The following is a 26,615-nucleotide window of genomic DNA, read 5'->3' on the forward strand; positions in this document are numbered from 1 at the left end:
GTGGGTCAAGCCGAGCAGGAAATGAGCCACACATTCGCGCATAATAACTGTCATAATGGGATGCGCAGCCGCTGTCACCTTACCGCCACCATCCGATAGAAACACGACACATGATTCTGCATGCAACAGCGCACACTAAGGGTTGCAATTCAGATCAACATATATAAGGAGGGAATTTCTCATGGGTGAAAAAACCGAATTTGAGCCAGGCGACAAAGTACCTAACGACGGTGTGTATATGGAAGTGGGCGAGAAAAGCTTTCATACGGAAATTCAAAACCCGCAGCAGGTAACGCTGGAAAGAGGCGACTTTTTTCCGGAAACCACCAACCATAACCGCAAGTGGAAGAAAAAAACGAAAGCCCGCGTTCATTAATGTATATTTCTTCGGAATCTGGGCCATATTATGATTAGGCGGTACAACAGAGAGGTGTGGTTCCGTTGGACAACGTAGCCGGACAAACTGTTAGGAGATCCATTCAAAGCATTAGAAGCGTTAGGTTTGTGTAAAAAGGACACTGTCTTTTCAACACTGGTATTGCTTGTAAATACACCGAGTTTCGTGATGTGATTGGACAGATCGTATCCTGTTAAAAATGTACCGCCTACGATGGAGGGCCTTTGAGGTCCTCCTTTGTTGTATTATCAGACTTTTTGCATATACTGGTAAAATTCATATTAATTCTGCTCCTTCTGCTAGAATATATCCAAGTACAGAGACTTACAATAACGGAGGTTTAAAAATGAGTTATTCCCGAATTTTAAAATGGATATCAGGCATATTCGAATTGGTGTTTGCTGTACCGATTGTGGGAGGGGCCATTGTCATAGGGACAGGTTATTCAGCTCTGGGCTTCATGTTAATCCTGCATGCAGTGACACTCATCCTGTCTTTACGCAATCAGGAGGCGATCTATGGCTCTGTATGGGGGATACTCACTTCATTGCTTGCCTGGATTCCCATCATCGGCTGGGTTCTCCATTTAATTGCAGCGATCCTTCTAATGATCTCCGGTTCGAAAAAAACAAAACGCTATCATTATCCTCCGAACCAGCTTTAACCATCAAAAAAACTTCTGGCAGCACTGATCTTTTCTGCTATCAGGAGTTTTTTGGTGTATACAATTCCAAAAAAACAAAAATCTCTTATGCCCACAAGCATAAGAGATAGTTCAATTATCTAATGAAGTTAGTGGCGGAAAGAGTGGGATTCGAACCCACGCACGCCTCGCGACGCCTAACTGATTTCGAGTCAGCCCCCTTGGACCTCTTGGGTACCTTTCCGCAGCAATAATTATTATATCATCATTGCAACCATAATGCAAGCTGATTCTTGTCCATCATGATTCACCGTATCCACTCACATGGTTTCCAAATTCTGATCGTCAGCATTGGATTTTGAGCGCAGCACCTTCTTCATATTCTTCTCGAACTTGGCGCGTGGAATCAGCACACTGTGCTGACAACCGACACATTTGATTCGAATATCCATCCCCATACGAATAATTTCCATTTCATTTGTTCCGCAGGGATGCGGCTTTTTCATCTGCACAATATCCCCCAGTTCAAACGACTTACGCTCCACTCTTCTCTCCTCCTTTATCTTCCTGGTTATCTTCTTTCTCAAAGGTTACTGCCGTCTCTAACTTAGCCTGACGAGAACGATGCTCCTCATCCTCCAAACTCTTCTTGATACTGTTCTGAATATCACGTTCCACTACAGCCGCTGTATTCGGCATACACTCCGCCACAACACGAACAATATACTCCGATGTTGTCATGGACTGAACTCCCAGTACATCCGGTATATTCAGCACCTGTGCATTAGACTCCTCAATTCCCCGGATTGCTTGTTTGACCAGGCTAACCGCTTCTTCCAGGCTGCGCTCCGCCTTCATCGGTACATCGACAACGGCCAATGCGTTGGACATGGAAAAGTTCGTAACCGTCGTAATTGAGCCGTTGGGCAAAATGTAGACCTCTCCTTTCCAACTCACCAGCCTGGTTGTACGCAGCCCAATCATCTCTACCGTTCCTTTGAAGGTTCCTGTCTGAATGACGTCTCCTACGGCAAACTGATCTTCAAAAATAATGAAAAATCCGGTAATTACATCCTTGACCAAGCTCTGTGCCCCAAAACCAACAGCTAGGCCAAGTACTCCAGCTCCGGCAATCAGCGGTCCGAGGTTAATTCCCATTTGCGATAATACCAGCATTATCAAAATGAAATTGAAAACAATATTGGTTACATTCTTTAGAAGCTCCCCAACAGTCGTTAATCGCCTTGTATTTAATCGGAACCTGCCGCTATCTCCCTTTTGCTGCATGGACTTATCTATAATTTTATTAATAATCCGAATAAAGATACGTGTAATGATGAAGATAACAGCGATTTTCAAAATAACAAACAAAAAGGTCGACCACATGTCCCCGTTTGCAATAAATTTCCATGCAACATCCTTCATGTGGATTGCACCCTTTACTACCTCGTCTGTGCCTGCATCGCCCTCCAGCAACTGCATAAAGGTCATGCTGTTTCCTCCTTCAACCAGGAAACTTCCCTTCCTGCTTCCCGTATTTATTTCCTACTATAAGCTCATCAGCTGTTGTTATTCATACGACTATGAATAATCTACTTTCCCAAGTATAAAAACACAAACTTATCCATATACTAGCTACTACTACTATCTAAAGAATAAAAGCTACCTCCACACACTCCATTACAGAGCGAAAGGAAGATAATATGACTCATCCATCTGACTTCATTCCAGGACAAGAACCCCTTAGCCTAAAAGTATCACACACCGATCCCGGGATCCAATCAGCCATCATCCATCGTTTGCTGTTCCATCTGCATCAGGCACCGAGCTTGCAAAATATCGTCATCATCTGTATCGGCACCGACCGTTCTACTGGAGATTGCCTGGGACCGCTTGTGGGTACAAATTTATCACGTTATAAGAGTCCCTTGTTCAACCTTTATGGAACATTGGATGAGCCTGTGCACGCAATGAATCTGCAAACGACGCTCAACGACATATATGCCCGGTATGAACAGCCTTACATGATCGGCATCGATGCTTGTCTTGGACAAACCTCCAGTGTGGGGTGCATCCAGGTCGCGCAGGGTCCCCTTAAGCCCGGAGCAGGCGTAAATAAAGAATTACCGCCGGTCGGCGATATCCATTTGACAGGTATCGTTAACGTCGGCGGCTTCATGGAATATTTCGTGTTGCAAAATACAAGACTAAATCTGGTAATGAAATTATCAGATATCATTGCTAGCAGCTTATACTCCGCGATTAAGGAGTGGCATTACCGTTCCGTCCTGCTTGCAGCGCAAGAGTAACAGCTTCTTTCTCTTCAGGTGATAAGGAGTAGGATGATTGTGCCGCTTCCAGCGGCTTGGCATACACATAAGAACCATCCCGGTTGTATATACCGGTTAACACGATGCCATCCTGATTGTCATCTACAATAGCCATAGAAAAGCTCAGATCGCTTCCCCTTTCGCCAAAAGCATTATAACGCTTGATGCCTACATGTCCCTTTAGGCCAGTCAATTTGCTGCGTAGAGATTTCATGCTTGCACGATGGGCTGCCTGCTCATCCTCAATCGTATCCATCTGTACTTTCAAATCAATCAGCAGCGTTTCCAAATTTTCAACACCGCTGCCTGCCATCATGGTCTCATACTTTCGCCGCATTTTCTTCAACTTTGCACCCTGCACAATAATAACAATCAACAGGAAAAGCAAAATGATGATGATCCCTGCAACGATTCCTGCAAGCTGTTCCATAATTAGTCCATTCAATTCAACCATATGCTTGTTTCTACCCCTCTACCTCAAAAATCATGTTACTGCCATATCTTATATTTTATACGTTTGAGAACAGCGAAACAAATAACAGGAGGCTATTAGTATATCCATCAATAGCATTCTGATTTCTACAACTCCAGACAAAGCAAAGACATATCTCACTTTCTATTCTGCTCAAGGAGACATGTCCATATTGTCACAGACTACTGCAATAGCTCCAGTAATCTTTCCAAATCCTGCTGGCTGTAATAATTCAATTCGATTTTGCCTTTATCTTTATTGTGCTTAATCTTCACGGTCGTTTTAAAACGCTCACGCAGGAACTCCTCCATGTGATCAATAAAGGGGTCCTTTTTTCGCACCTTGGTTTTGGTCTTCGCATCCCCAGGTCTGTGGTCCAATCGCTGTACGGCTTCCTCCAGTTCGCGCACACTCCACTGCTGCTCAATACATTGCAGTGCTAGCTGCTTCACTATGCTTGGATCTTTGAGTCCGACAATGGCTCTGGCATGTCCCATAGATAATGTTCCACGTGAAACATGCTCCTTAACTTCCTCCGGTAAAGCGAGTAAGCGGAGAAAATTGGCAATATGTGAGCGTGATTTCCCCACTTTCATGGACAATTCTTCCTGTGTTAAGGAAAACTGGTCCATTAGCCCCTGATAAGCTACTGCCACTTCCATCGCATTTAAATTTTCACGTTGCAGGTTTTCAATCAAGGCAATTTCCATTACCTGCTGATCTGTAAAATTGCGAACAACTACAGGTATCGTTGGATTGCCGCAAAACTGGGACGCTCGAAAACGCCTTTCCCCTGCTATAATCTCATATCCTCTCAATACACTGCGTACAATAATGGGTTGGATCACACCGTGCTGACGAATGGATTCGGCTAACTCTTTGATAGATTCATCATCAAATGTCTTTCGAGGCTGGTACGGGTTCGCACGCAACTGGCTAAGCGGAACGTCAACAACCTTATCCTCTTCATTGACTGTAAGGGAGGGAATGAGTGCATCCAGTCCTTTTCCCAACCGTTTACTCATAAGATACCACTTCCTTTGCCAACTCAATATATACCTCTGCCCCACGAGAGCGGGGATCATACGTAATAATGGACTGGCCATGCGATGGGGCTTCGCTAAGTCTTATATTGCGTGGAATAATCGTCTGATACACCTTGCTTTGAAAATACTTCTTCACTTCTTCAATTACTTGAATCCCCAGATTCGTGCGAGCATCAAACATCGTTAACAACACACCTTCAATTTGTAATGAGGTGTTTAAGTGCTTCTGTACTAATCGTACAGTATTTAATAGCTGACTTAATCCTTCTAATGCGTAATATTCACATTGAATCGGAATAATGACCGAATCGGAAGCCGTCAACGAATTGAGCGTCAAAATCCCCAACGATGGAGGGCAATCAATTAATATATAATCGTAATTATGCTTCACGAGCTGAAGTGACCTTTTTAATCTTAGCTCTCGAGATATGGTCGGCACCAGTTCGATCTCCGCACCTGCCAGCTGAATCGTTGCCGGAATAATATCCAGGCCCTCAATCTGTGTGCTAACAATCACCTCACCAGGATCAACCTCGTTAATGAGTACATCATAAACGCAATTTGCCACATCCGCCTTATTGATACCTACACCGCTGGTTGTATTGCCTTGCGGGTCGATATCCACGAGCAATACCCTTTTGCCGAGGGAAGCAAGCCCGGCGCCCAAATTCACGGAAGTAGTTGTTTTACCTACTCCGCCCTTTTGATTGGCTACGGCTATTATTTTTGACACTTCATTCACCTCATAATTTAATCGGAGTTCTGCTACATTCCATGATGCAAAATGCTCTACGGAGACGTTACTTAATCCTTAACTTACGGATAACGGCAATTTTATACAATAGAATACGAGTAATGCTGCGGTTGTATTGGGCGTTAGACAGAAAAAGCGGCAATTGCTGCCGCCTATACGCTGCATCTCCCTACTTACGTTTGGGGATTTGGATGACAATCTCATAGTGATCCTCGTGATCGGATTCCTTGGTTTTGATATCCAGGCCTGAGCCAGACACCATATCAATGGATTGACGAATCGTATTCAGCGCAAGCCGGACATCCTTGGTAAAGGAAATCCGCTTGGATTTCTTAATCGTTGACACTTGTTTATAAAAAGCAACTCTCGCCTCAGTCTGCTTTACATTGAGCTCCTTGGAAATGACTTCATCTAGAACCTTTATCTGTAGCTCCTCGGTCTCTAATGACAATAACGCACGAGCATGGCGTTCGGATACCTTCCGTTCCATTAGAGCCTCTTTCACTCGCTCTGGCAAATGAAGCAGTCGTATCTTGTTAGCAATGGTGGATTGGCTTTTGCCTAGCCGCTGAGCAAGACTCTCCTGTGTGAGTTGATGCAGATCAATCAGCTTCTGGTAAGCCACTGCTTCTTCTATCGCAGTCAGCCCTTCCCGCTGAAGGTTCTCAATCAACGCGATGGATGCAGCTTGTGAATCATTAAATTCACGAATAATGGCTGGAATCGTGTCCATCCCCAGCTTGGTAACAGCTCTCCAACGGCGTTCCCCTGCTATAATTTCATAATATCCATTACGGGAACGAACGACAATCGGCTGAATCACACCATGCGTCTTAATGGTCTGGCATAGCTCATCAATCTTCTCGTCGTCAAATATGGTACGGGGCTGATAAGGACTGCTGACAATGTTCCCTACAGGAAGTTGTTTTAATTCGTCCCCAGTGGATCGCTCCGTCAAACCAAATAGCTTGGAAAATTGTTCTTTCATTCCGTATAATACCACCTAATTTCATAATAGCACCATCACTAACAGCGCTTCGTGAAAAACAGTTCCTTACGCGGATCTTGGACTCTTTATATATGAGACAACGCCGCAAGTGGATACACTCCACCCATTCTTCTGACCTTGTTGTCCCACTTCCCTATATGTATATCTGGATAATCGGGTACGGGAAGCAGTCAACTTACATTCAAACGATTATCTCTATTCTATCACTTTTCCAGCCATAATCCTATCGTCTCTACCAGCTTTTCGGAAGGATCAGATAATAAATTGTCCCCTCGGTCAGCAGCTAGCTAATCCGCATTTTCCTTTTCACTACAAGAAACTGGCTACTGTATCTACAAAATTTCTATGTAAAAATTGTATTCATCCATAAAAAAAGTGAATGTTTCACGTGAAACACTCACTTTTTTTAACCTTTATACCAACGGTGATTTCAAAGGAGTACCCGGCTTGCGCGGATATTTCCGTGGTGTAGCTGCTCTTTTTTCAATAATAATCATATGTCTAACTGCATCTTCAACAGGTAGATGAAAGGCTTGAACATGTTTGATTCTCCCTTTTAACTCCTTCAAGCTGTAGGAAGCCTCCTTGATCTCCTCCGTTGGATCACTGCCCTTCATTGCGGCAAAATAGCCTCCTTCACGGACAAAAGGCAAACAAAATTCATTCAGGACCGCTAGACGGGCAACAGCTCTGGCTGTAACCAGATCATAGTTATCACGGTATCCTGCTTTACGTCCTAATTCCTCAGCCCTGCTATGAATCAGTTCCACATTTTCCAAGCCTAACTGCTCTACCACATGCGCCAAAAACTGTATTCGTTTATTTAACGAATCCACAATGGTTAATTGAATATGCGGAAAACATATTTTTAAAGGAATGCCTGGGAAACCTGCCCCTGATCCAATGTCAGCCAAGCTTCCCACATCCTTTAACGGTACATAAAAGGCCAGTGAAAGAGAATCGTAAAAATGCTTCGTATACACTGCATCACGCTCTGTAATGCCTGTCAGATTCATTTTCTCATTCCACTCTACCAGCAGACGGTAATACGTTTCAAACTGCTCTAACTGGCTGTCCTGAATCACAATGCTATGCTCCGCCAGCCGCTGCTTAAATTGCTGTTGTATGGCGTCCATTATGACCCCCTTGCTGCCGTTACGCGGTTATAATGCTCCAGATACACCAGCAAAATGGAAATATCCGCTGGGGTCACACCGGATATACGGGATGCCTGACCAATCGACATCGGACGGATTTTTTCAAGCTTCTGCTTCGCTTCAATAGCCAGACCTTGAACCTCATTGTAGGTAATATCCTCTGGAAGCTTCTTTTTCTCCATCTTTTGCAGACGTTCTACGTGCATTAATTGCTTTTCAATGTAGCCAGCATACTTGATTTGGATTTCTACCTGCTCCTGCTCTTCCTCAGTCAGAGCTACAGGTGAAGGCGAGATTTGTGCCACCTGTGCGTAGCTGATTTCTGGTCGACGCAGCACCGTCAACAAAGTCGTTCCATCTTGTACCGGTGCGGAACCGCTTTGCTCCAGCATTTCATTCACATCAACCGGACGAACCTTCGCCAAGCGTAGACGCTCAATCTCCTGCTCTACCTTCTGTTTTTTATCTAAAAAGCGCTCATACCGTTCATCCGTTATCAAGCCAATCTCATGTCCAATCGGCGTCAGCCGCAGATCTGCATTATCATGGCGCAACAACAAGCGATATTCCGCACGGGACGTCAACAGACGGTAAGGCTCATTCGTACCCTTGGTCACCAGATCGTCGATCAGAACCCCGATATAACCTTGGGAGCGATCGAGTATAACAGGCTCCATGCCCTGCACCTTGCGGGCCGCATTGATTCCTGCCATAATGCCTTGGCCTGCAGCTTCCTCGTAACCTGAGGTGCCGTTAATCTGACCTGCGGTGAACAAGCCAGGAATTTTTTTCGTTTCCAAAGTAGGCCACAATTGCGTAGGCACCATCGCATCATACTCAATAGCGTAGCCGTTACGCATCATTTCTACCTTTTCCAAGCCCGGAATGGTACGCAGCATTGCTAGTTGCACATCCTCTGGCAAGCTGGTCGACAACCCCTGTACATAGTACTCAGATGTATTTTTACCCTCAGGCTCCAAAAAGATTTGGTGCTTCGGCTTATCACTGAAACGCACCACTTTATCCTCAATAGATGGGCAATAACGCGGCCCTGTTCCTTCAATCAGACCGGAGAACATCGGCGCACGATGCAAATTATCATTAATAATCTGATGTGTTTCCACGGAAGTATACGTCAGCCAGCAAGGAAGCTGTTCATTATCCGAAGACTTCGTCTCATAGGAAAAAAACTGGGGTTTGTCATCACCCGGCTGAATTTCCGTTTTACTAAAATCAATCGTATCCTTATGCACTCGTGGCGGCGTGCCTGTCTTGAATCGAACGAGATCGAAGCCCAGCTCTCGCAAATGTTCCGACAATCTTACCGAAGGCTGCTGATTGTTGGGGCCACTCTCATACATCAGCTCACCCATAATGATTTTTCCACGCAAATAGGTGCCTGTAGTCAGCACAACTGCTTTGCTTCGGTACGCTGTGCCCGTCTTCGTAATCACACCTACGCAATGACCGTCTTCTATAATCAGCTCCTCCACCATACCTTGGCGTAGAGTCAGATTGGGTTCCTTCTCCATCGTTTCCTTCATTGTATGCTGATAAGAGAACTTGTCGGCCTGTGCACGTAATGCGTGAACGGCTGGTCCTTTGCCTGTATTCAGCATGCGCATCTGGATAAATGTCTTGTCGATATTTCGACCCATTTCGCCACCCAGAGCGTCAATTTCCCGCACCACATGGCCTTTGGCCGGACCGCCAATCGATGGGTTGCAGGGCATAAACGCGATCATATCCAGATTAATCGTAATCATCAACGTACGACAGCCCATCCGGGCTGCTGCCAAGGCGGATTCTACACCCGCATGGCCTGCGCCTACGACAATTACGTCATAGTCGCCTCCTTGGTATCCCATACCTCTCTTACCTCCTTATACACTCCGGTCTTTACGCCGAATATGCTCTTGTTATATCTATAACGAGCAGGGCTTTTACCAGCCATGCCTGAATGTCCTATTTGCCAAGACAAAATTGTGAAAATATCTGATCGATTAGCGCATCATGCGCCGTATCGCCGACAATCTCGCCCAGATGCTCCCATGCCAGCCTTACATCAATCTGAATCATGTCAATCGGTACAAACTGATCGGCAGCTTCATAGGCATCTACCAGCGATTGGCGGGCCTTCTTCAACAAAGCAATATGACGTACATTGCTGACATATGTCATATCAGCTGATTCCAGCTTACCGCTGAAGAATAAATTCGATATCGCCTGCTCCAGTCGGTCTGCTCCCTCGTTTTCCTTTACAGACATCGGTACGATAAGCTCCTCAGGTACATAGCGCAGCAGCAAATCCCGGTCAACCTGGGCCGGTAAGTCCATTTTATTCATAATGACAATTGCTTGTCTACCGCGGATTTGTTCCAGTAATGCCATTTCATCCTCATGCAGTGGTTCGTTGGCGTTAATCACAACAAGCAGCAGATCGGCTTCGCTGAACGCTGTTTTTGAGCGCTCTACTCCGATCCGTTCCACTACATCCATCGTTTCACGAATGCCGGCCGTGTCCAGCAGCTTGAGCGGAATGTTATTAATCGTTACATATTCCTCGATCACATCACGGGTTGTGCCCGGAATATCGGTCACAATCGCCCGTTCGCCATGAGCCAGTGTATTCATTAGTGAAGATTTACCCACATTCGGTCTTCCGACAATCGCCGTGGTCAACCCCTCACGCAGAATTTTCCCCTGCTCTGCCGTATGCAGCAGCCGGTCAATTTCCGCCATGACCTGACTGCTTTTATCCTTAATTAACTCAGACGTAAAGGATTCGACATCATGCTCGGGGTAATCAATGTTCACTTCGATATGGGCGAGGGTCTCGACCAAAACATTGCGCAGACGGCGAATATTTTGTGACAGCTGCCCATCTACCTGCTTTAAAGCTACCGAAAAAGCTTTATCCGACTTCGAGCGAATGAGGTCAATGACCCCCTCGGCCTGGCTCAGGTCAATGCGACCGTTCAAGAATGCGCGCTTCGTGAATTCACCAGGCTCGGCCAAGCGTATATTTTGCAGCAGCAGCAAGTCCATCACCCGTTTAACAGCTACTACCCCGCCATGAGTGCTGATTTCTACTACGTCTTCTGTTGTAAAAGAGCGTGGCGCCCGCATCACCGTAACCAACACTTCCTCTACCTTTTCCCGGTTGTGAGGATCTATAATATGTCCATAGTGTACTGTATGAGATGGGACCTGGCTTAGAGGCGTTTTGCTGCAAAACAAAGCCTCTACTTCCGTGACGGCTTCCGGGCCGCTGATCCGTATGACCGCAATACCGCCCTCGCCGACAGCCGTTGCAATGGCAGCTATGGTATCGCTCAGCATATCGTTTCTACCTCCTGTCAAGCGAAAACGGATTTACCATCCTTGTACAAGGACGGCATCCGTTCAGCCAGTAATATAAGAAAAAAGCAATGACTCCTGCACCATGCAGAGAGCCATTGCGTCAGATTATTTTTTGGCAATGACGACGCGCCGATTGGGCTCGTCCCCCTTGCTGTATGTTCTAACCAGCGCATGCTGTTGCAGCTTGGCATGAATCAGCTTTCGCTCCTGTGACGGCATTGGCTCCAACACGACTTCCTTACCATAACGAACAGCCTGGTTGGCCAAACGATCTGCCAAATCCTCCAGCGTTTTTTGCCGACGTGCACGAAATTGCTCGGCATCCAGCACAATCCGGATGAACTTGTTAGAATGACGGTTGGCCACAATATTCGTCAGGTACTGCAGTGCATCCAATGTCTGTCCTCGACGGCCGATCAGCATGCCAAGCGATGGACCGGAAATATCCAGAATACTTTCATCCTTGCGGTGATGGACATAAACGTCAACGTCCAGTCCCATTCCTGATGCTGTTTCGCGGATAAAGCGCGTCGCCTCTTCATACGGATCAACTTGTTCCGTAGAGGCTTTCGGGCTGCTATTTGCTTCTCGTGCAGCAGGCTCAGCTTCCGCAACAGCCTGTCCCGCAGTAGTGGACGTGTGAGCCGATACATGAGGTTCAGCCGTGTGTATGGTTTCGGGAGTCGGATCAGACAGCAGCGTGAGCTCCACCTTCGCCTTCTTGGCCCCGAGCCATCCCAGGAATCCTTTTGATGGCTGTTCCAACACGTTTACGGTTACCCGTTCACGGCTTACTCCCAGTTGAGAGAGTCCTTGTTTTACAGCATCTTCAACGGTTTTTCCTGTCACGACTTTGGTCATCTCGACTTTTTAGCCCCCTTCGAATTTTTGTTGCTTTTTTTCTTGCTATTGGAGGAACCTGTTTGACTGGCTGTTTTCACATTCGCCAGCGCGGCTTCTTTACCATTATTACGATAAAGGAAGTAGTTTTGAATAATCGTGTAAATATTACTGTAGAACCAGTATAACGGCAAAGCCGATGGGAAATTGTACGACATAAACAGGATCAACACCGGGTAAACGTACAACAAAAATTGCATCGGTCCCTGCTGCGGTGTCGGGTTCAATTTCATCATCATCCAGGTTTGGACAAATGTCGTGATTGCTGCCAAAATCGGCAGGATAAAGAAGTGATCCGGCTTACCTAACTGGAGCCACAAAAAGTCGTGATCCCGCAATGCCGAATTATAGTAAATGGCATTATACAGCGCGATAAAAATCGGCATCTGTACGAGCAAGGGCAGACAGCCCGCCATCGGGTTGACCTTGTTTTCCTGGAATAGCCTCATAGTCTCTTGCTGGACTTTCTCAGGCGTATCCTTGTATTTGGCTTGAATTTCTTTTAATTGAGGCTGAATGGCCTGCATAGCTTTGGAACTGCGTACTTGTTTGAGTGTAAGCGGCAAAATAATGGTGCGCACGATAATAACCAGAACCAGTACGGCCAGACCATACTCTCCGGAGAACCACTTGGCAAATGTATCCAGCGCATACGAAAACCAGTAAACGACATATCTTTGCCACAAAGAACTACTGTTGGCCAAGTCTGCCGTTGTGTAAGCATTGTGGGCCGTCGGGGCACACCCGGACAGCACGGCAACAAGTGCCAATACGGCGATTAGAAGGAACCATTTCCCTCGTTGAGTCTTCAAACGCGACACTTCATAACCCCTTTCTTAACCAATCCATTCCAACGTAAATCATATCATATCCTGTAGGACAAAGATACTGATTATCGGCGTGAAGACTTGAGCAGCGAGGCTTTGCGAAGAACGTGCAGCACACTTTTCTCCAGCTCTTGATACGACATCTTAACCGCCGCCTTGCGGACGATAAATACCAGATCAATCTGCCCCACCAATTCATGCTCATGATGACGCACAATTTCCTTGACGATTCTGCGCATCCGGTTGCGGACGACTGCATTGCCGATCTTCTTGCTGGCCGAAATTCCGACACGGAACTGCTCTACCTCTCTACGGCGGAACCAGTACACCACAAACTGATGGTTGGCAAATGATTTGCCATGGCGGTATACGCGCCCAAAGTCCGCCCGGTTTCGAAGACGCAATTTTTTTCGCACGGCGCTTCTCCTTGCTCATCTCTTTTACACACTTCGGTAGGCTGACCTTACCTCTTATATAGTAAGAAGTATGGACAACATTCCGTCATGGTAATCTCGCTTATTTTACATCCTTTTTCAAAAGCTTCATCTAATATAGGACAGGCTGGCGTACTCCTCCCTCTTTTTTCGCTGCATTTCTACAAAATTAGAGAGAGCGATCCAGTCCACGAAAAACCTCCATTATGAAAAAAAGACCACCGTAGTGGTCTTTATGCACGCATTACGCACTCAATACTTTTCTACCTTTTTGGCGACGAGCCGCCAAAACTTTACGGCCATTCTTTGTGCTCATTCTTTTACGGAAGCCGTGGACTTTTTTACGTTTGCTGACATTCGGTTTGAAAGTCGGTCTCATTGCGCTGCACCTCCTTACAAGGAATACGTTTTATATGGAATATACCTACCGTAGCAATCTCCACAAAAAACACCTTTATACATCTAACCACAAACAGCCCTCAAAGTCAATATGATTGTGAATCCTCTCCCTCTTTTTGCTGTTCAGAAATTCTATTCTATGTCATGGATTCGCCATCTTCATACTTTCAGCTCTTTTTAGCGACTTTTTGCTTCTTCCGTCTCGCCGATCAGTTCATCCTTTTTTTCTTCCTGACGAAACGATCTTGTATCTACTTTTTATTTTTCTGTAACTCTCCAACCTGTTTCGGGTTTAAATTGCCACTACCGGTTTATCCAAAAATAATGTCGGAAACGTTATCGGAAATTTTCAACAGAAAAATAAGCGCTTGTAACCAAAAGGCAACAGCAATTATACACAGATTCACAAAAAGAACGGAATTATGATTTAAATGACCATAACCTGTGCATAACATTTTAAAGCGAAAAAGAGTTATTGTCGAAAACTGAACAAATTATAAACAATATCTTGTGTTGTGAATAAAAATTGTACACAACAGATTGAATTTGTGGATAAATAACCATGAGTCATTGAAATACAAGGCTTCTTTTGCTATGATGATATTACTTTTGAATGTGAATATGTTGTTTTACCCTCCATATTATCAACACCCTGTGGATAAAGTTGTGAACAAGTTCAATTTATCCATCTTTTTGTTTTTGTGCGGATTCGGGATTCTGGGGATATATTCTACATTTTTCATTTGGTTTCGACATAGTGCAGTCTCGTTTGGGCCTGCGGGATTAAAAGAACGGATCGTGCCGCACATTCCTTCCTGAGAAATACGCTTTTCTTCTGCCGAGCAGCAGCGGAATTTCCGTCCGTTATTTCTCAGGGTAATTTTGTGCTGCGTTCTCTCACTACACTGCCGCATGATTTAGGCGGCGGTATGTCTTTTTATGGCCTTCCATCATATTTCGGGGATTTTAGGCGTTTTGCCGAGACGCCGGGAGCAGCTCTCAGTTCGTCGGCAAAATGCCAGGATTTAAAAGGAGTGACGTCTGTGGACAGCCATATCTCTGAACTATGGCAGCAAATTCTATCCATTATACAAACCAAGCTGAGTAAGCCGAGTTACGACACTTGGTTTAAGGCTACCAAGGCAGCGAAATTGAACGACCACTCCATTGTGATTTCTGCCCCGACAACGTTTGCCGTAGAATGGCTTGAAAGCCGCTATACCAAGCTGGTCGGAGCAACGGTTTATGAAATTTTGGGCAAGCAACTGGAGGTCAAGTTCGTCATTGAGGAAAACAAACCTCCAGAGATCGACCTCCAACAACAGCCTCAGCAGCAGCCAGTTGTACATGAAGAAGCCGTGTCCCATATGCTGAATCCCAAATATACATTCGATACATTCGTCATCGGGTCGGGGAACCGTTTTGCTCATGCAGCATCGCTGGCCGTCGCCGAGGCGCCGGCCAAAGCTTACAATCCGCTGTTTCTTTACGGCGGTGTAGGACTGGGCAAAACGCATTTGATGCATGCTATCGGGCACTACATTCTGGAGCACAATCCGACCAGCAAGGTCGTATATTTATCGTCGGAGAAGTTCACGAACGAATTCATTAACGCCATCCGGGACAACCGTGGGGAGAGCTTCCGGAACAAATACCGCAACATTGATATTTTGCTCATCGACGATATTCAATTCATAGCGGGCAAGGAATCGACGCAAGAGGAATTTTTCCATACGTTTAACGCGCTTCATGAGGAACGCAAGCAGATCATCATCTCCAGCGACCGGCCTCCCAAAGAAATTCCGACGCTAGAGGAACGGCTGCGCTCCCGCTTCGAATGGGGACTCATTACGGACATTCAGCCGCCGGATCTGGAGACCAGAATCGCTATTCTCCGGAAAAAAGCCAGAGCGGAAAACCTGGATATCCCTAACGAGGCCATGATGTATATCGCCAATCAAATTGATACCAACATCCGTGAGCTGGAGGGGGCGTTGATTCGCGTTGTTGCTTATTCTTCCTTAACGAATCAGGATGTATCCAGTCATCTTGCAGCCGAGGCGTTAAAGGATATTATCCCGTCCAGCCGGCCCAAAATGATCACCATTCAGGATATACAGCATCAAGTTGGGGAATTTTACAACCTACGCCTGGAGGATTTTAAAGCACGCAAACGGACAAAGGCTGTGGCCTTTCCACGACAGATTGCCATGTATCTTTCCCGTGAGTTAACCGACTATTCTTTGCCTAAAATCGGTGAAGCTTTCGGCGGACGCGATCATACAACGGTCATTCATGCACACGAAAAAATCTCCAAATCCATTCAAGTGGATCAGGAGCTGTTCAAAGTTATCAACAATCTAATAGAGAAAATCAAAAACCCAACCTGAACAAGTTCAGAGCCTATACACAATTTATACACATGTGGATAGGCTTGATTTTATTAGGTTTGCGCCTACTTATCCACATATTCAGTGCACCTATTACTATTACTACTATTTTTTTAATAAATACATCACCAAATAAAGCCCGCGTCAACGCGTGCCGAAGGACTAAAACCCGTAGGAGGAATTTATGAAGCTCAGCATACTGAAAAACGTTTTAAACGAGGCTATACAGCATGTGTCCAAAGCCATATCAAGTCGGACCACGATCCCGATTCTGGGCGGTATCAAGCTAGACGTAAATCATCAGGGAGTAACGCTGACTGCCAGCGATACAGACATCTCTATTCAATCCTTTATTCCAACGGAGGATGGAGACCAAACAATCGTTCAGGTTGAACAACCCGGCAGTGTGGTTTTGCCTGCCAAGTTCTTTGTCGAAATTATCAAAAAGCTGCCTTCGCAGGAGATCCATATGGAGGTAAGAGATCAATTCCAAACCTTTATCTCGTCCGGTGCAACTGAAATTCAGATCGTCGGTTTGGATCCTGAGGAGTTCCCCGTCCTTCCCAACATTGAAGAAAATCAGGTTATTTCTGTGCCTGGTGATTTACTCAAAAACATGATCAAACAAACGGTCTTCTCCATTTCCACCCATGAAACAACGCCGATTCTGACAGGAGTATTATGGAACTTGGCTGAAGGAGAGCTGAAGTTTGTAGCAACGGACCGCCACCGCCTGGCCACCCGCGGCGCTCATTTGGAAGCGGCTGAAGGCCTGCGTTTCAGCAATGTTGTTATTGCAGGCAAAACGCTGAATGAGCTGAGCAGAATCATTCCGGATCAAAATATGCTTGTGGATATCGTCGTAGCCGATAATCAGGTACTTTTCAAAGTGGACCGGGTACTCTTTTATTCCCGCATCCTGGATGGAACGTATCCTGATACTTCTAGGATTATTCCAACCTCCTACAAAACAGAACTGATTGTGGATACAAAAAGTTTGAGCGAGTCGATTGACCGTGCGTATTTGCTGTCCCGTGAGGAAAAAACAAATATTGTAAAAATGCAGTCCTTGGAAAATGGTGATCTGGAGATTTCCTCCAGTTCTTCTGAGCTTGGTAAAGTTCGTGAGGAAGTGAAGGTATCCAAATTTGAAGGAGAGCCGCTCAAAATCTCATTCAACTCCAAATATATGCTCGATGTGCTGAAGGTGATTGACAGTGAACAGCTAACGATTGCTTTTACAGGCATTATGAGCCCGATTATTCTCAAACCGACAGATTCCAGCAATGCGCTGTATATTATCCTGCCGTATCGTACAACCAACTAACATTTAGCGTTACCCATTGAAGAGCAAGCGAAAGGATGAGCAACCTTTGAAACGGATATCCATACAGACCGAGTACATCAAGCTCGATCAATTTTTAAAACTAGCCGATTGTGTATCTACAGGCGGAATGGCCAAAGCCCTCTTACAGGAGGGACAAGTCCGGGTCAATGGTGAACCGGAAGAACGACGGGGGAGAAAGCTGTACCCTGGTGATATTGTAGAAGTAGAGGACAACGGAAGTTTCGAGGTTACGACAGGAGCATGACCATCCTAGTCGGCAAGGACTCCTTTTAGGTGCGGAGTAACAAGGGGGACCCTATGTGTTTGTGAACAACATTGCTTTGCAGCAGTACCGGAACTATGAGCAGCTGGAGTTGAATGAATTTGGGCCCGTTAATTTATTGATTGGACAAAATGCGCAGGGCAAAACGAACCTGGTAGAGGCGATTTTTGTGCTGGCTTTGACCAAAAGTCACCGAACATCCCGCGACAAGGAATTGATCTCCTTTGGAGCTGCTTCCACGCATCTGGCTGCGGATGTGGATAAAAAATACGGGAAGGTCAGGCTCGATCTATCGTTATCCACACAAGGCAAAAAAGCGAAGATTAACGGACTGGAGCAGCGAAAGCTGAGTGATTTTATCGGTTCGTTAAACGTCGTCATGTTTGCGCCCGAAGATTTGGAAATCGTCAAAGGAACACCGGGGGTTCGCCGCCGGTTTCTTGACATGGAAATCGGACAGGTAGCTCCGGGCTACCTGTATCATTTGCAGCAATATCAAAAAGTGCTCGTTCAGCGGAACAACCTGCTCAAGCAAGCCTGGGGGCAAGATATGGCCTCGGTGCAGTTAATGCTGGAGGTATGGAATGAGCAGCTTGTTGAGCACGGTGTTAAAATTGTTAAAAAGCGGAAACAATTTATAACAAAGCTGCAAAAGTGGGCTCAGGCCATTCATGAAGGGATCGCAGGCGGGACAGAAGAGCTAAAATTAACCTATGTTCCCTCCTTCAGTGAGCCGGAGGAAGAAGATGAAGCTGTCTTATTGGAGCGATTTATGATAAAGTTATCCCAAATGAGGGAACAGGAAATCCGCCGTGGCATGACTTTGGCGGGACCCCATCGTGATGATTTGGCCTTTGCCATTAATGGCAGAGAAGTGCATACGTATGGCTCTCAGGGGCAGCAGCGGACGACGGCCCTGTCCTTGAAGCTGGCTGAAATTGAGTTAATTCATGAGGAAATTGGTGAATACCCCGTTTTGTTGCTGGATGATGTTTTGTCGGAGCTGGATCCTTATCGGCAAACCCAGCTGATCGAGACTTTTCAAAGCAAGGTGCAAACCTTTATCACGGCAACCGGGATCGAAACGTTGAATGCAAAGCGACTAAAGGATGCGAATATTTTTCACGTCCACGACGGGCATGTGGAACGCTAAGGAGTGAGTAAACGGTATGTATATTCATCTGGGTGGGGAAAAGATCATCCGCTCGTCTGAGCTTGTGGCTATTTTCGATATCTCGATTGAAAAATCTTCCAAAATCTCCAAACAATATGTGAACCATGCCCAACAGCAAAAGCATGTCGAGATGATTGGTGAAGAGGAGGCCAAGTCCATCGTAGTGACTCAGAATACGGTGTATTATTCCCCGATCTCCTCAACAACACTCAAAAAGCGGGCAAACCAATTTGTTGCCAATGCTTAATTATAGAAATCTATAGAAGTAGGTGAAAGGCATGTCTATGAATCAACCGTCTTATGATGCGGGCGAGATTCAGGTCCTGGAGGGCCTGGAAGCGGTTCGGAAGCGTCCCGGGATGTATATTGGCTCTACAAGTGTCAAAGGTCTCCATCATTTGGTCTGGGAAGTAGTGGACAACAGTATTGACGAAGCGCTGGCGGGTTATTGTAACAGCATTCAGGTTATCGTTCACGAGGATAACAGTATTACCGTTACAGATAATGGCCGTGGTATTCCGGTAAGTGAACACGCCAAAATGAAAAAATCAGCATTGGAAGTCGTTATGACGGTACTTCATGCAGGCGGTAAATTCGGAGGTGGAGGATACAAGGTATCCGGCGGTCTGCACGGGGTTGGTGTATCCGTAGTAAATGCTCTATCCAGCAAAGTGATCGTTCGTGTCAAACGGGACGGACATGTGTACGAACAGGAATATCATCGTGGTGTACCGCAGTATGATGTCAGAATCATCGGTGAGACAGACGAGACGGGGACCCAGACGACATTTTATCCGGATGAGCAGATTTTCACTGAAACAACCATATATGACTATAATACGCTTCAAACGCGGATTCGTGAGCTGGCTTTTCTGAACAAAGGGATTGCGATCAGCTTGAGCGATGAGCGGACAGGTGCCAGCGATACTTTTCACTACGAGGGCGGAATCAGTGAATACGTGCAGTTTTTGAATCAACAAAGAGAAGTGCTTCATGAGCAGCCGATTTATGTCGAAGGCTCCCGCGATATGATTCAAGTCGAAGTTGCGCTGCAATATAACGACAGCTACACGGAAAATATTTATTCTTTCGCCAACAATATCAACACACATGAAGGCGGAACACACGAATCCGGCTTCAAGAGCGCATTAACCCGGATTATTAACGATTATGCACGCAAAAATGGCATGATTAAGGATAACAACGCCAACTTGACCGGTGATGATGTGCGTGAAGGGCTGACAGCGATCATCTCTGTCAAAATCCCGGAACCGCAATTTGAAGGTCAAACGAAAACCAAGCTGGGCAACAGTGAGGTTCGAGGAATTGTCGAATCTCTGTTCGCAGAGAAGCTGCAGGAGTTTCTGGAGGAAAATCCAGCTGTTTCTCGCCGCGTCGTTGATAAATCCTTACAAGCAGCGCGTGCCCGTGAAGCTGCCCGTAAAGCACGTGAACTGACTCGTCGTAAAAGTGCGCTGGAAATCAGCTCTCTTCCTGGCAAGCTGGCTGACTGCTCCTCTAAGGATGCTTCGATCAGTGAGCTGTACATCGTTGAAGGTGATTCAGCGGGCGGTTCGGCTAAGCAGGGCCGTGATCGCCACTTTCAGGCTATTTTGCCAATTCGCGGTAAAATCCTGAACGTTGAGAAGGCACGTCTTGACCGTATTTTGTCCAGTGATGAAATCAGGTCGATGGTAACAGCAATGGGTACAGGGATCGGAGACGATTTTGACATCTCCAAAGCGCGTTATCACAAGGTCATTATTATGACGGATGCCGATGTCGACGGCGCTCATATTCGCACGCTGCTGCTGACGTTCTTCTACCGGTACATGCGTAAAATTATAGATGCAGGCTATGTTTATATTGCTCAGCCGCCGCTATTCAAGGTAGAGCGCAACAAGGTCGTACGCTATGCGAACTCAGAGGCTGAACGGGATGCAATCATTCGAGAGTTTGGAGAAAACGCAAAGTACAACATACAGCGCTATAAAGGTTTGGGCGAAATGGATGCGACACAGCTGTGGGAGACGACAATGGACCCAGAGAGCCGCACCATGCTGCAGGTAACCGTTAATGACGCGATGCTGGCAGATAATTTGTTCAACACCTTAATGGGAGACGATGTTGAGCCTCGCCGCGACTTTATCCAGGAACATGCTAAGTATGTGAAAAATCTCGATTTTTAATGTGTGATATTCCATCATGGCGAAATAATGATCTGTTCGCTGATGATTTAAATTCCAAAATTCCACCAAGGGACGCCCAATCGGCGTCCCTTTTCTTATCCTTTTACCCGTCTGAGTGGATTCAAAGCATTGAAACGTCAATATTTTATGCCTTTCTCTTAGAGCGCACGGATTTACCTGTGGAGGCTGAATAACGCCCGTAGCCTACGGCATATCTGAACATTTTATGATAAAGGCTTTTGTTGGGAAGGAAAGTGAAGACTTTAATTGCCGGTCTCGTATTAACCTCCAAAATCCATGGATAGATTTGCTGATCCAGCCCCACATCTAATCCAATCTCCTTTAGACGTGGGAATTTTTTTTGCAGTTGCCAGGCTACTCGCTCGCCCAATTTTGACAATTTTTGTTCCAGCCGCGCGGTTTCTTTTACATCCAGATACGGAGCCATCAATTCATTGAAAAAGCGTACTTTACCACCGCTGTGGTGATTGGTGATGACTTTGTCAGGAGCGGCAATGCGTCCTATAATAAGCGTCGTTTCCCATTGGTTTCTCAAATTCATCTGGGTTAATACGCGCAGATCAAAGGGACGCTCTTCATTCTGAAGCAGAGGAATCCCGCGCTGGATCAGGTATGGACGCTTTCGTATGCGTGCAGAAATCTCCTTATACATTTCTTCCATACTTTCAAAAATGAGGGTATCAACATCATAACGAAGAACATACCAGGTTTTTTCTCCAATGATTCCTTCTTCTGTCGGGGGAAGCGGCTCTGTGAGCTTTTCTGCCCGCATAACCCCCTTCCCATAAGTGCCGTTATCCGGCTTAATGTAGACAGTTCCGTATACCGCCAACATTTCGTTCAAATGCTCGAAAGTGTACAAGCGTGTCTCAGGTATATAAGCGGCCAATGCCGGATTGGGGAGAATGGCATTTGTTTTGGTCCACTTACTGGCTACTCGCTGAATAGACAAGTATTCTCATCCCTTTCTTTTCGAATTAGGAGTCATGTACATGGAAGTCACAACACTTCAACAAAACGTTGGTAACTAAAGGACAAGTGCGTGAAACAATGATATAATAGAGAAATACGGCGTTTTTCGGAATCTTGCTATGTTAGCCGTGACCGTATATGTATTGTATGTGAAAAAGACCTGTTGGGTGGGGGCTAATCCCCATCTTAGAGGAATTTGTTATGATCAGGGCTCTTTTATGGTGTATAGGAATAGCTATCTGCTTCTGGTAGAGAGGGAAGGACGAACGTTTATGCTGTAAAGGGGACAGAGGCGTTTAATTGTGCTCTTTTTGTGAAAGTAATATAATTATACAGATGAGGGTTTAGCCAAAAGCCTGCACAGAAAGCGGAGTATATAGGCAGTGTCTTGTTAGGCTTTTCACATAGAGAGCAGCGTATTGAAGGATGAAAAGGAGGACCAGCATGGCCGATCAAAATAACCCGCAAATCATCAACAGGGATATCGGAGTGGAAATGCGCGAATCCTTTATGGATTATGCCATGAGTATTATTGTTAGCCGTGCCTTGCCAGATGTGCGGGACGGACTGAAGCCGGTACACCGTCGTATTTTGTATGCGATGTCTGAACTGGGGATGTCACCAGACAAACCTTACAAGAAATCAGCAAGAATCGTCGGTGAAGTTATCGGTAAGTATCACCCTCATGGTGATGCAGCTGTGTATGAAACGATGGTGCGAATGGCACAGGACTTTTCCTTGCGCTATATGCTGGTGGACGGACACGGCAACTTTGGCTCCGTTGATGGAGATATGGCGGCTGCGATGCGTTACACCGAGGCTAGATTATCGAAGATTGCAATGGAAATGTTGCGCGATTTGAACAAAGAGACTGTCGATTTCATACCGAACTACGATGGTGAAGAGAGTGAGCCTGCCGTGTTGCCTGCACGTTATCCTAACTTGCTGGTAAACGGTGTCGGCGGGATTGCAGTCGGAATGGCTACCAATATTCCTCCGCATAACTTGGGAGAGGTTATCGACGGTGTACAAGCACTGATCGAGAACCCTGACATTACGCCGATGGAACTCATGGATTATATTCATGGACCGGATTTCCCGACAGCCGGCTATATCCTAGGGCGTTCTGGCATTCGTCAGGCGTACCAAACAGGCCGCGGATCTGTGACTATGCGTGCGAAGACCACCATAGAGGAAATCGGCAATAAAGCACGGATTATTGTGCATGAGCTGCCTTACCAGGTGAATAAGGCTCGTCTGGTCGAGAAGATAGCTGAATTGGTACGTGACAAGCGTATTGAAGGCATTACAGACCTTCGGGATGAATCGGACCGTATTGGTATGCGTATCGTTATTGAGCTGCGCAGAGATGTGAACCCGAACGTTGTGTTGAACAATTTGTTCAAGCACACGGCTATGCAATCGAATTTTGGTATCAATATGCTGGCGATTGTGAACAATGAGCCGAAGATTTTGAACCTGAAGGATGTCTTGTACCATTATCTGAAACATCAGGTTGAGGTGATTCGTCGCCGGACAGAATTTGATCTGAAGAAGGCTGAAGCCAGAGCGCACATTTTGGAAGGTTTGCGTATTGCCCTTGATCACCTGGACGAAGTTATCGCTTTGATTCGTTCTTCACAGACCGCAGAAGTAGCTCGTGAAGGTTTGATTGACCGCTTCTCTCTGACCTCTGAGCAGGCTCAGGCGATTCTCGATATGCGTCTGCAACGCTTGACCGGTTTGGAACGTGAGAAGATTGAGAACGAATATAATGAGCTGATGCAAAAGATTGCCGAATACCGCGAAATTTTGGCCAACGAGCATTTGGTGCTCAACATCATTAGTAAAGAGCTGAATGAGCTTAAAGAACGTTTTGCAGATGAGCGTCGCACTGAAATTACAGTAGGTGAAGAGAGCATTCTGGACGAGGATCTCATTCCTCGTGAAGATGTCATTATTACTGTAACCCATACCGGATACATTAAACGCCTTCCAGTTACTACCTACCGTAGTCAAAAACGCGGTGGTCGCGGTGTAGTGGGAATGGATACCAAGGATGAGGATTTCGTAGAGCATCTGTTTATTACAAATTCACATCACCACTTGTTATTCTTCACGGACAAAGGGAAGGTATACCGGATTAAGGCTTATGAAATTCCCGATCTCAGCCGGACGGCCCGGGGGACACCGATTATTAATTTGATTCAGATTGAACAGGGCGAGTCAATCAATGCGGTTATCCCGATTGAGGAGTTTGTGGAGGATCGTTATCTGTTCTTTGCAACCAAACAAGGGATTATCAAAAAGACGCCGCTCGACGATTACGCTAATATCCGCAAAGGTGGTCTAATCGCCATTAACTTGCGTGACGATGATGCCCTGATTGAAGTAAAACTGACGGACGGACAACAGGAAATGATCATCGGTACGGCCGAAGGCATGTCTATTCGTTTCCCTGAGAGCGACGTACGGTCTATGGGACGTAGTGCTACAGGGGTTAAAGGCATCAGTCTTGATGAGAGTGATGCGGTAATAGGTATGGATGTCGTCGATACTGAGCTGGATATCCTGATTGTAACGGCCAATGGTTATGGGAAGCGTACCCCCGCAGCAGATTATCGTATCCAAAGCCGCGGAGGCAAAGGGATTAAGACGATTAATGTTACGGAGAAAAATGGACCGGTTGTCGGCCTCAAGGTAGTAAAAGCCGAAGAGGATTTGATGATTATTACAGCCAGCGGAACTGTGATTCGAACCAGCATGGATGAAATTTCCACAATGGGCCGCAATACACAGGGAGTAAGACTGATTAATATCCGCGAGGATGATTCAGTAGCTACCGTTTGTTGTGCAAACAAGAACGAGGAACAACATGAACTGCTCGAAGAGCTGTTAGAGGAAGAATAAGAGACCACCTATATTACACAAGTGGTTATTGATTTTGAAATGGATGGAGAAGACTCTTTGGCTATTTGGATCAGAGGGTCTTTTTTCTTTTTCTGACTCATAAATTCAGAAGAGGAGTCTTTAAATGGTATAAAATGAATGTACAGGATCATTTCCAAGTAATATAATAACATCATAAACTGGCAGCTGGAGTAGCTGTTGTGAATAGAGAGGTTGATCATGGCAACTGTACCCGTATCCGAACTAAAAGCAGGACTTAGATTGCAAAGCGATGTATTTACAGAAATGGGCAGCTTGCTGCTGCCAAAAGGGCGTATTCTACTGCCCCGTGACTTGGAGATTTTACAGGCGTTCTTGATTCAGCAAGTGGAGGTAGGAACGGATGATATTACAACTTCCGGTGGCGATCATGCGGCCGTTCGATCTGGAGCAACTGAGTCTCAAGCCCCCTTGTTAGATGAGCGAGATGAATTTACACGATTCCAGGATGAGTATGACAAGATGGTGATGCTGGTTAAGAGTGCATTCCAATCCATACTCGTCTCTAATTTATCTATATATGAGCTGCGAGGACAGCTGGAGTCTTTACTGGTGTACATACAGCGCTATAATGTAATGACATTTGCTCCGCGATCCATGGGCGAGGTTGATTATATTTTCCATAACGCTGTGCTGACCTCTCTTACTTCCTATTCCATTGCACAGTGGATTGGTTTGCCCCAAAAGGACTGGATGCAGGTGGCCTTCGCGGGATTGCTTCATGATATCGGGAATGCCAAAATGGACCCGTCCATTCTCTACAAGTCTTCTGCATTAACAAAAGAAGAGCAAGAAGAGATTCATCGCCATGCTTCACTAGGATACCAGCTGCTCAGAAATGTGAAGGCCATTAACGAAGGTGTGCGCCTGGCTGCTCTTCAGCATCACGAGAAAGTGGATGGTACCGGATATCCATTACGTCTCAAAGGGGAACAAATCCATATATATTCTAAAATTGTCGCGGTAGCTGATGTATTTCATGCTATGACACTGGAGAAAACGTATCGCCCTGCCCAATCGCCATACCTGGTTCTTGAGCAAATCAAATCAGAGTCATTTGGTAAGCTGGACCCTAATGTCGTACAGGTTTTCATCCACAAGCTTACCCAATTTAACAACGGAACCAAAGTACGACTGAATGATAATCGTACGGGGGAAATTATATTTGCTGATCGGGATTATCCCACTCGTCCGTTGGTTCAAGTAGATGGAGAAATCATTAACTTAATGCTTGAAAGAGAGCTTTATATTGAGTGTATTGTGCTTGACTAAGTTCTCTTTGAAAAAACAGTTGCAAATTATAACGAAAGTGTGGTATATTCTTTCTTGTCGCTTTAAGTGTTGTCTAATAGAGTTAAAAATACTTTTTGAAAAAAAGTGTTGACAGAACTCTAGTGAACATGATAAACTATAAAAGTTGCTGAGGGAACAAAACCTGAGGCTGACATAAATGTTTGATCTTTGAAAACTGAACAACGAGTGAGTACGGATTTTGTTCGCAAAATCCATTATGAGATATATTATCTCGTCAGATTCAACATGAGCTAATCGCTCTTTCAATAAACCGACCTTGGTCGGT

Annotated in this window: 25 protein-coding genes and 1 tRNA gene; 11 read left to right on the forward strand and 15 right to left on the reverse strand. The window is 45.7% G+C overall.

Annotated elements, in window-relative coordinates:
• Positions 1-181: 181 nt before the first annotated feature.
• Positions 182-376 (forward strand): YjzC family protein, encoded by a 195-nt coding sequence (locus JO375_RS02580; RefSeq protein ID WP_068505254.1) that lies wholly within the window; start codon positions 182-184, stop codon positions 374-376.
• A gap of 367 nt (positions 377-743) precedes the next feature.
• Positions 744-1,061, forward strand: coding sequence for a hypothetical protein (locus JO375_RS02585; RefSeq protein WP_229523002.1), 318 nt, complete (start codon positions 744-746; stop codon positions 1,059-1,061).
• A gap of 132 nt (positions 1,062-1,193) precedes the next feature.
• On the opposite strand, the gene JO375_RS02590 is transcribed toward JO375_RS02585, so the two are convergent.
• From JO375_RS02590 to JO375_RS02600, 3 genes are all read right to left on the reverse strand, one after another.
• Positions 1,194-1,284 (reverse strand) — tRNA-Ser (locus JO375_RS02590).
• A gap of 76 nt (positions 1,285-1,360) precedes the next feature.
• The gene (locus JO375_RS02595) at positions 1,361-1,585 is read right to left on the reverse strand and encodes a DUF951 domain-containing protein (protein ID WP_229523003.1); all 225 of its coding nucleotides are present in this window, start codon (positions 1,583-1,585) and stop codon (positions 1,361-1,363) included.
• Positions 1,575-2,531: a mechanosensitive ion channel family protein gene (locus JO375_RS02600; RefSeq protein ID WP_229523004.1), complete on the reverse strand. Its 957-nt coding sequence runs from the start codon at positions 2,529-2,531 to the stop codon at positions 1,575-1,577. Before JO375_RS02600 ends, JO375_RS02595 begins: the two co-directional genes overlap by 11 nt.
• Before the next feature lie 212 nt (positions 2,532-2,743).
• On the opposite strand from JO375_RS02600, the gene yyaC reads away from it, so the two are divergent.
• Entirely contained in the window at positions 2,744-3,349 is a 606-nt protein-coding gene (yyaC, locus tag JO375_RS02605; RefSeq protein WP_229523005.1) for a spore protease YyaC, read from the forward strand.
• Here the strand turns inward: yyaC and JO375_RS02610 are convergent.
• The 11 genes from JO375_RS02610 to rpmH form a co-directional block, all read right to left on the reverse strand.
• Entirely contained in the window at positions 3,303-3,824 is a 522-nt protein-coding gene (locus tag JO375_RS02610) for a DUF4446 family protein (protein ID WP_229523006.1), read from the reverse strand. The genes yyaC and JO375_RS02610 overlap by 47 nt on opposite strands.
• 200 nt (positions 3,825-4,024) lie before the next feature.
• Positions 4,025-4,867, reverse strand: coding sequence for a ParB/RepB/Spo0J family partition protein (locus tag JO375_RS02615; RefSeq protein WP_229523007.1), 843 nt, complete (start codon positions 4,865-4,867; stop codon positions 4,025-4,027).
• Positions 4,860-5,621, reverse strand: a complete 762-nt coding sequence (locus tag JO375_RS02620; protein ID WP_229523008.1) for a ParA family protein — start codon at positions 5,619-5,621, stop codon at positions 4,860-4,862. Before JO375_RS02620 ends, JO375_RS02615 begins: the two co-directional genes overlap by 8 nt.
• Positions 5,622-5,811: 190 nt before the next feature.
• Positions 5,812-6,630, reverse strand: a complete 819-nt coding sequence (gene noc, locus JO375_RS02625) for a nucleoid occlusion protein (protein WP_229523009.1) — start codon at positions 6,628-6,630, stop codon at positions 5,812-5,814.
• A gap of 434 nt (positions 6,631-7,064) precedes the next feature.
• Positions 7,065-7,787 (reverse strand): 16S rRNA (guanine(527)-N(7))-methyltransferase RsmG, encoded by a 723-nt coding sequence (gene rsmG / locus JO375_RS02630; RefSeq protein ID WP_229523010.1) that lies wholly within the window; start codon positions 7,785-7,787, stop codon positions 7,065-7,067.
• The gene (gene mnmG / locus JO375_RS02635) at positions 7,787-9,676 is read right to left on the reverse strand and encodes a tRNA uridine-5-carboxymethylaminomethyl(34) synthesis enzyme MnmG (RefSeq protein WP_229523011.1); all 1,890 of its coding nucleotides are present in this window, start codon (positions 9,674-9,676) and stop codon (positions 7,787-7,789) included. Before mnmG ends, rsmG begins: the two co-directional genes overlap by 1 nt.
• A gap of 97 nt (positions 9,677-9,773) precedes the next feature.
• Positions 9,774-11,150 (reverse strand): tRNA uridine-5-carboxymethylaminomethyl(34) synthesis GTPase MnmE, encoded by a 1,377-nt coding sequence (gene mnmE, locus JO375_RS02640; RefSeq protein WP_229523012.1) that lies wholly within the window; start codon positions 11,148-11,150, stop codon positions 9,774-9,776.
• A gap of 126 nt (positions 11,151-11,276) precedes the next feature.
• Positions 11,277-12,032, reverse strand: a complete 756-nt coding sequence (gene jag / locus JO375_RS02645) for an RNA-binding cell elongation regulator Jag/EloR (protein ID WP_229523013.1) — start codon at positions 12,030-12,032, stop codon at positions 11,277-11,279.
• Positions 12,029-12,892: a YidC/Oxa1 family membrane protein insertase gene (locus JO375_RS02650; RefSeq protein ID WP_229523014.1), complete on the reverse strand. Its 864-nt coding sequence runs from the start codon at positions 12,890-12,892 to the stop codon at positions 12,029-12,031. The genes jag and JO375_RS02650 overlap by 4 nt, the downstream gene beginning before the upstream one ends.
• A gap of 71 nt (positions 12,893-12,963) precedes the next feature.
• A complete protein-coding gene (gene rnpA / locus JO375_RS02655; RefSeq protein WP_229523015.1) occupies positions 12,964-13,314 on the reverse strand; it encodes a ribonuclease P protein component in 351 nt (116 codons plus the stop codon).
• Between the two features lie 262 nt (positions 13,315-13,576).
• Positions 13,577-13,711 carry a 50S ribosomal protein L34 gene (gene rpmH, locus JO375_RS02660; RefSeq protein ID WP_068778604.1) on the reverse strand — a complete coding sequence of 45 codons (135 nt, stop codon included), beginning with the start codon at positions 13,709-13,711 and terminating at the stop codon, positions 13,577-13,579.
• Between the two features lie 1,063 nt (positions 13,712-14,774).
• Here rpmH and dnaA point away from each other — a divergent pair.
• The 6 genes from dnaA to gyrB all read left to right on the forward strand — a co-directional run bounded on the left by dnaA (position 14,775) and on the right by gyrB (position 21,094).
• The gene (dnaA, locus tag JO375_RS02665) at positions 14,775-16,121 is read left to right on the forward strand and encodes a chromosomal replication initiator protein DnaA (protein ID WP_229523016.1); all 1,347 of its coding nucleotides are present in this window, start codon (positions 14,775-14,777) and stop codon (positions 16,119-16,121) included.
• A 184-nt stretch (positions 16,122-16,305) separates the two neighbouring features.
• Positions 16,306-17,448 (forward strand): DNA polymerase III subunit beta, encoded by a 1,143-nt coding sequence (gene dnaN / locus JO375_RS02670; protein ID WP_229523017.1) that lies wholly within the window; start codon positions 16,306-16,308, stop codon positions 17,446-17,448.
• A 46-nt stretch (positions 17,449-17,494) separates the two neighbouring features.
• Positions 17,495-17,713: a S4 domain-containing protein YaaA gene (gene yaaA / locus JO375_RS02675; RefSeq protein WP_229523018.1), complete on the forward strand. Its 219-nt coding sequence runs from the start codon at positions 17,495-17,497 to the stop codon at positions 17,711-17,713.
• Between the two features lie 55 nt (positions 17,714-17,768).
• Positions 17,769-18,884, forward strand: a complete 1,116-nt coding sequence (gene recF, locus JO375_RS02680; RefSeq protein WP_229523019.1) for a DNA replication/repair protein RecF — start codon at positions 17,769-17,771, stop codon at positions 18,882-18,884.
• Positions 18,885-18,900: 16 nt separating this feature from the next.
• The gene (gene remB / locus JO375_RS02685) at positions 18,901-19,152 is read left to right on the forward strand and encodes an extracellular matrix regulator RemB (protein ID WP_007433255.1); all 252 of its coding nucleotides are present in this window, start codon (positions 18,901-18,903) and stop codon (positions 19,150-19,152) included.
• Positions 19,153-19,183: 31 nt separating this feature from the next.
• Positions 19,184-21,094, forward strand: a complete 1,911-nt coding sequence (gyrB, locus tag JO375_RS02690) for a DNA topoisomerase (ATP-hydrolyzing) subunit B (RefSeq protein ID WP_229523020.1) — start codon at positions 19,184-19,186, stop codon at positions 21,092-21,094.
• A 145-nt stretch (positions 21,095-21,239) separates the two neighbouring features.
• Here gyrB and JO375_RS02695 read toward each other — a convergent pair whose 3' ends face one another.
• On the reverse strand, positions 21,240-22,067 hold the full coding sequence (locus tag JO375_RS02695; protein ID WP_229523021.1) for a YheC/YheD family protein: 828 nt from the start codon (positions 22,065-22,067) through the stop codon (positions 21,240-21,242).
• A gap of 464 nt (positions 22,068-22,531) precedes the next feature.
• Between JO375_RS02695 and gyrA the strand changes: the two genes are divergently transcribed.
• Together gyrA and JO375_RS02705 are read left to right on the forward strand one after the other, a co-directional pair.
• Positions 22,532-24,997, forward strand: coding sequence for a DNA gyrase subunit A (gene gyrA, locus JO375_RS02700; protein ID WP_229523022.1), 2,466 nt, complete (start codon positions 22,532-22,534; stop codon positions 24,995-24,997).
• A gap of 219 nt (positions 24,998-25,216) precedes the next feature.
• On the forward strand, positions 25,217-26,308 hold the full coding sequence (locus tag JO375_RS02705; protein WP_229523023.1) for an HD-GYP domain-containing protein: 1,092 nt from the start codon (positions 25,217-25,219) through the stop codon (positions 26,306-26,308).
• Positions 26,309-26,615: the final 307 nt, after the last annotated feature.

It is taken from the genome of Paenibacillus farraposensis (genome assembly GCF_020736845.1).
GTDB lineage: Bacteria > Bacillota > Bacilli > Paenibacillales > Paenibacillaceae > Paenibacillus > Paenibacillus farraposensis.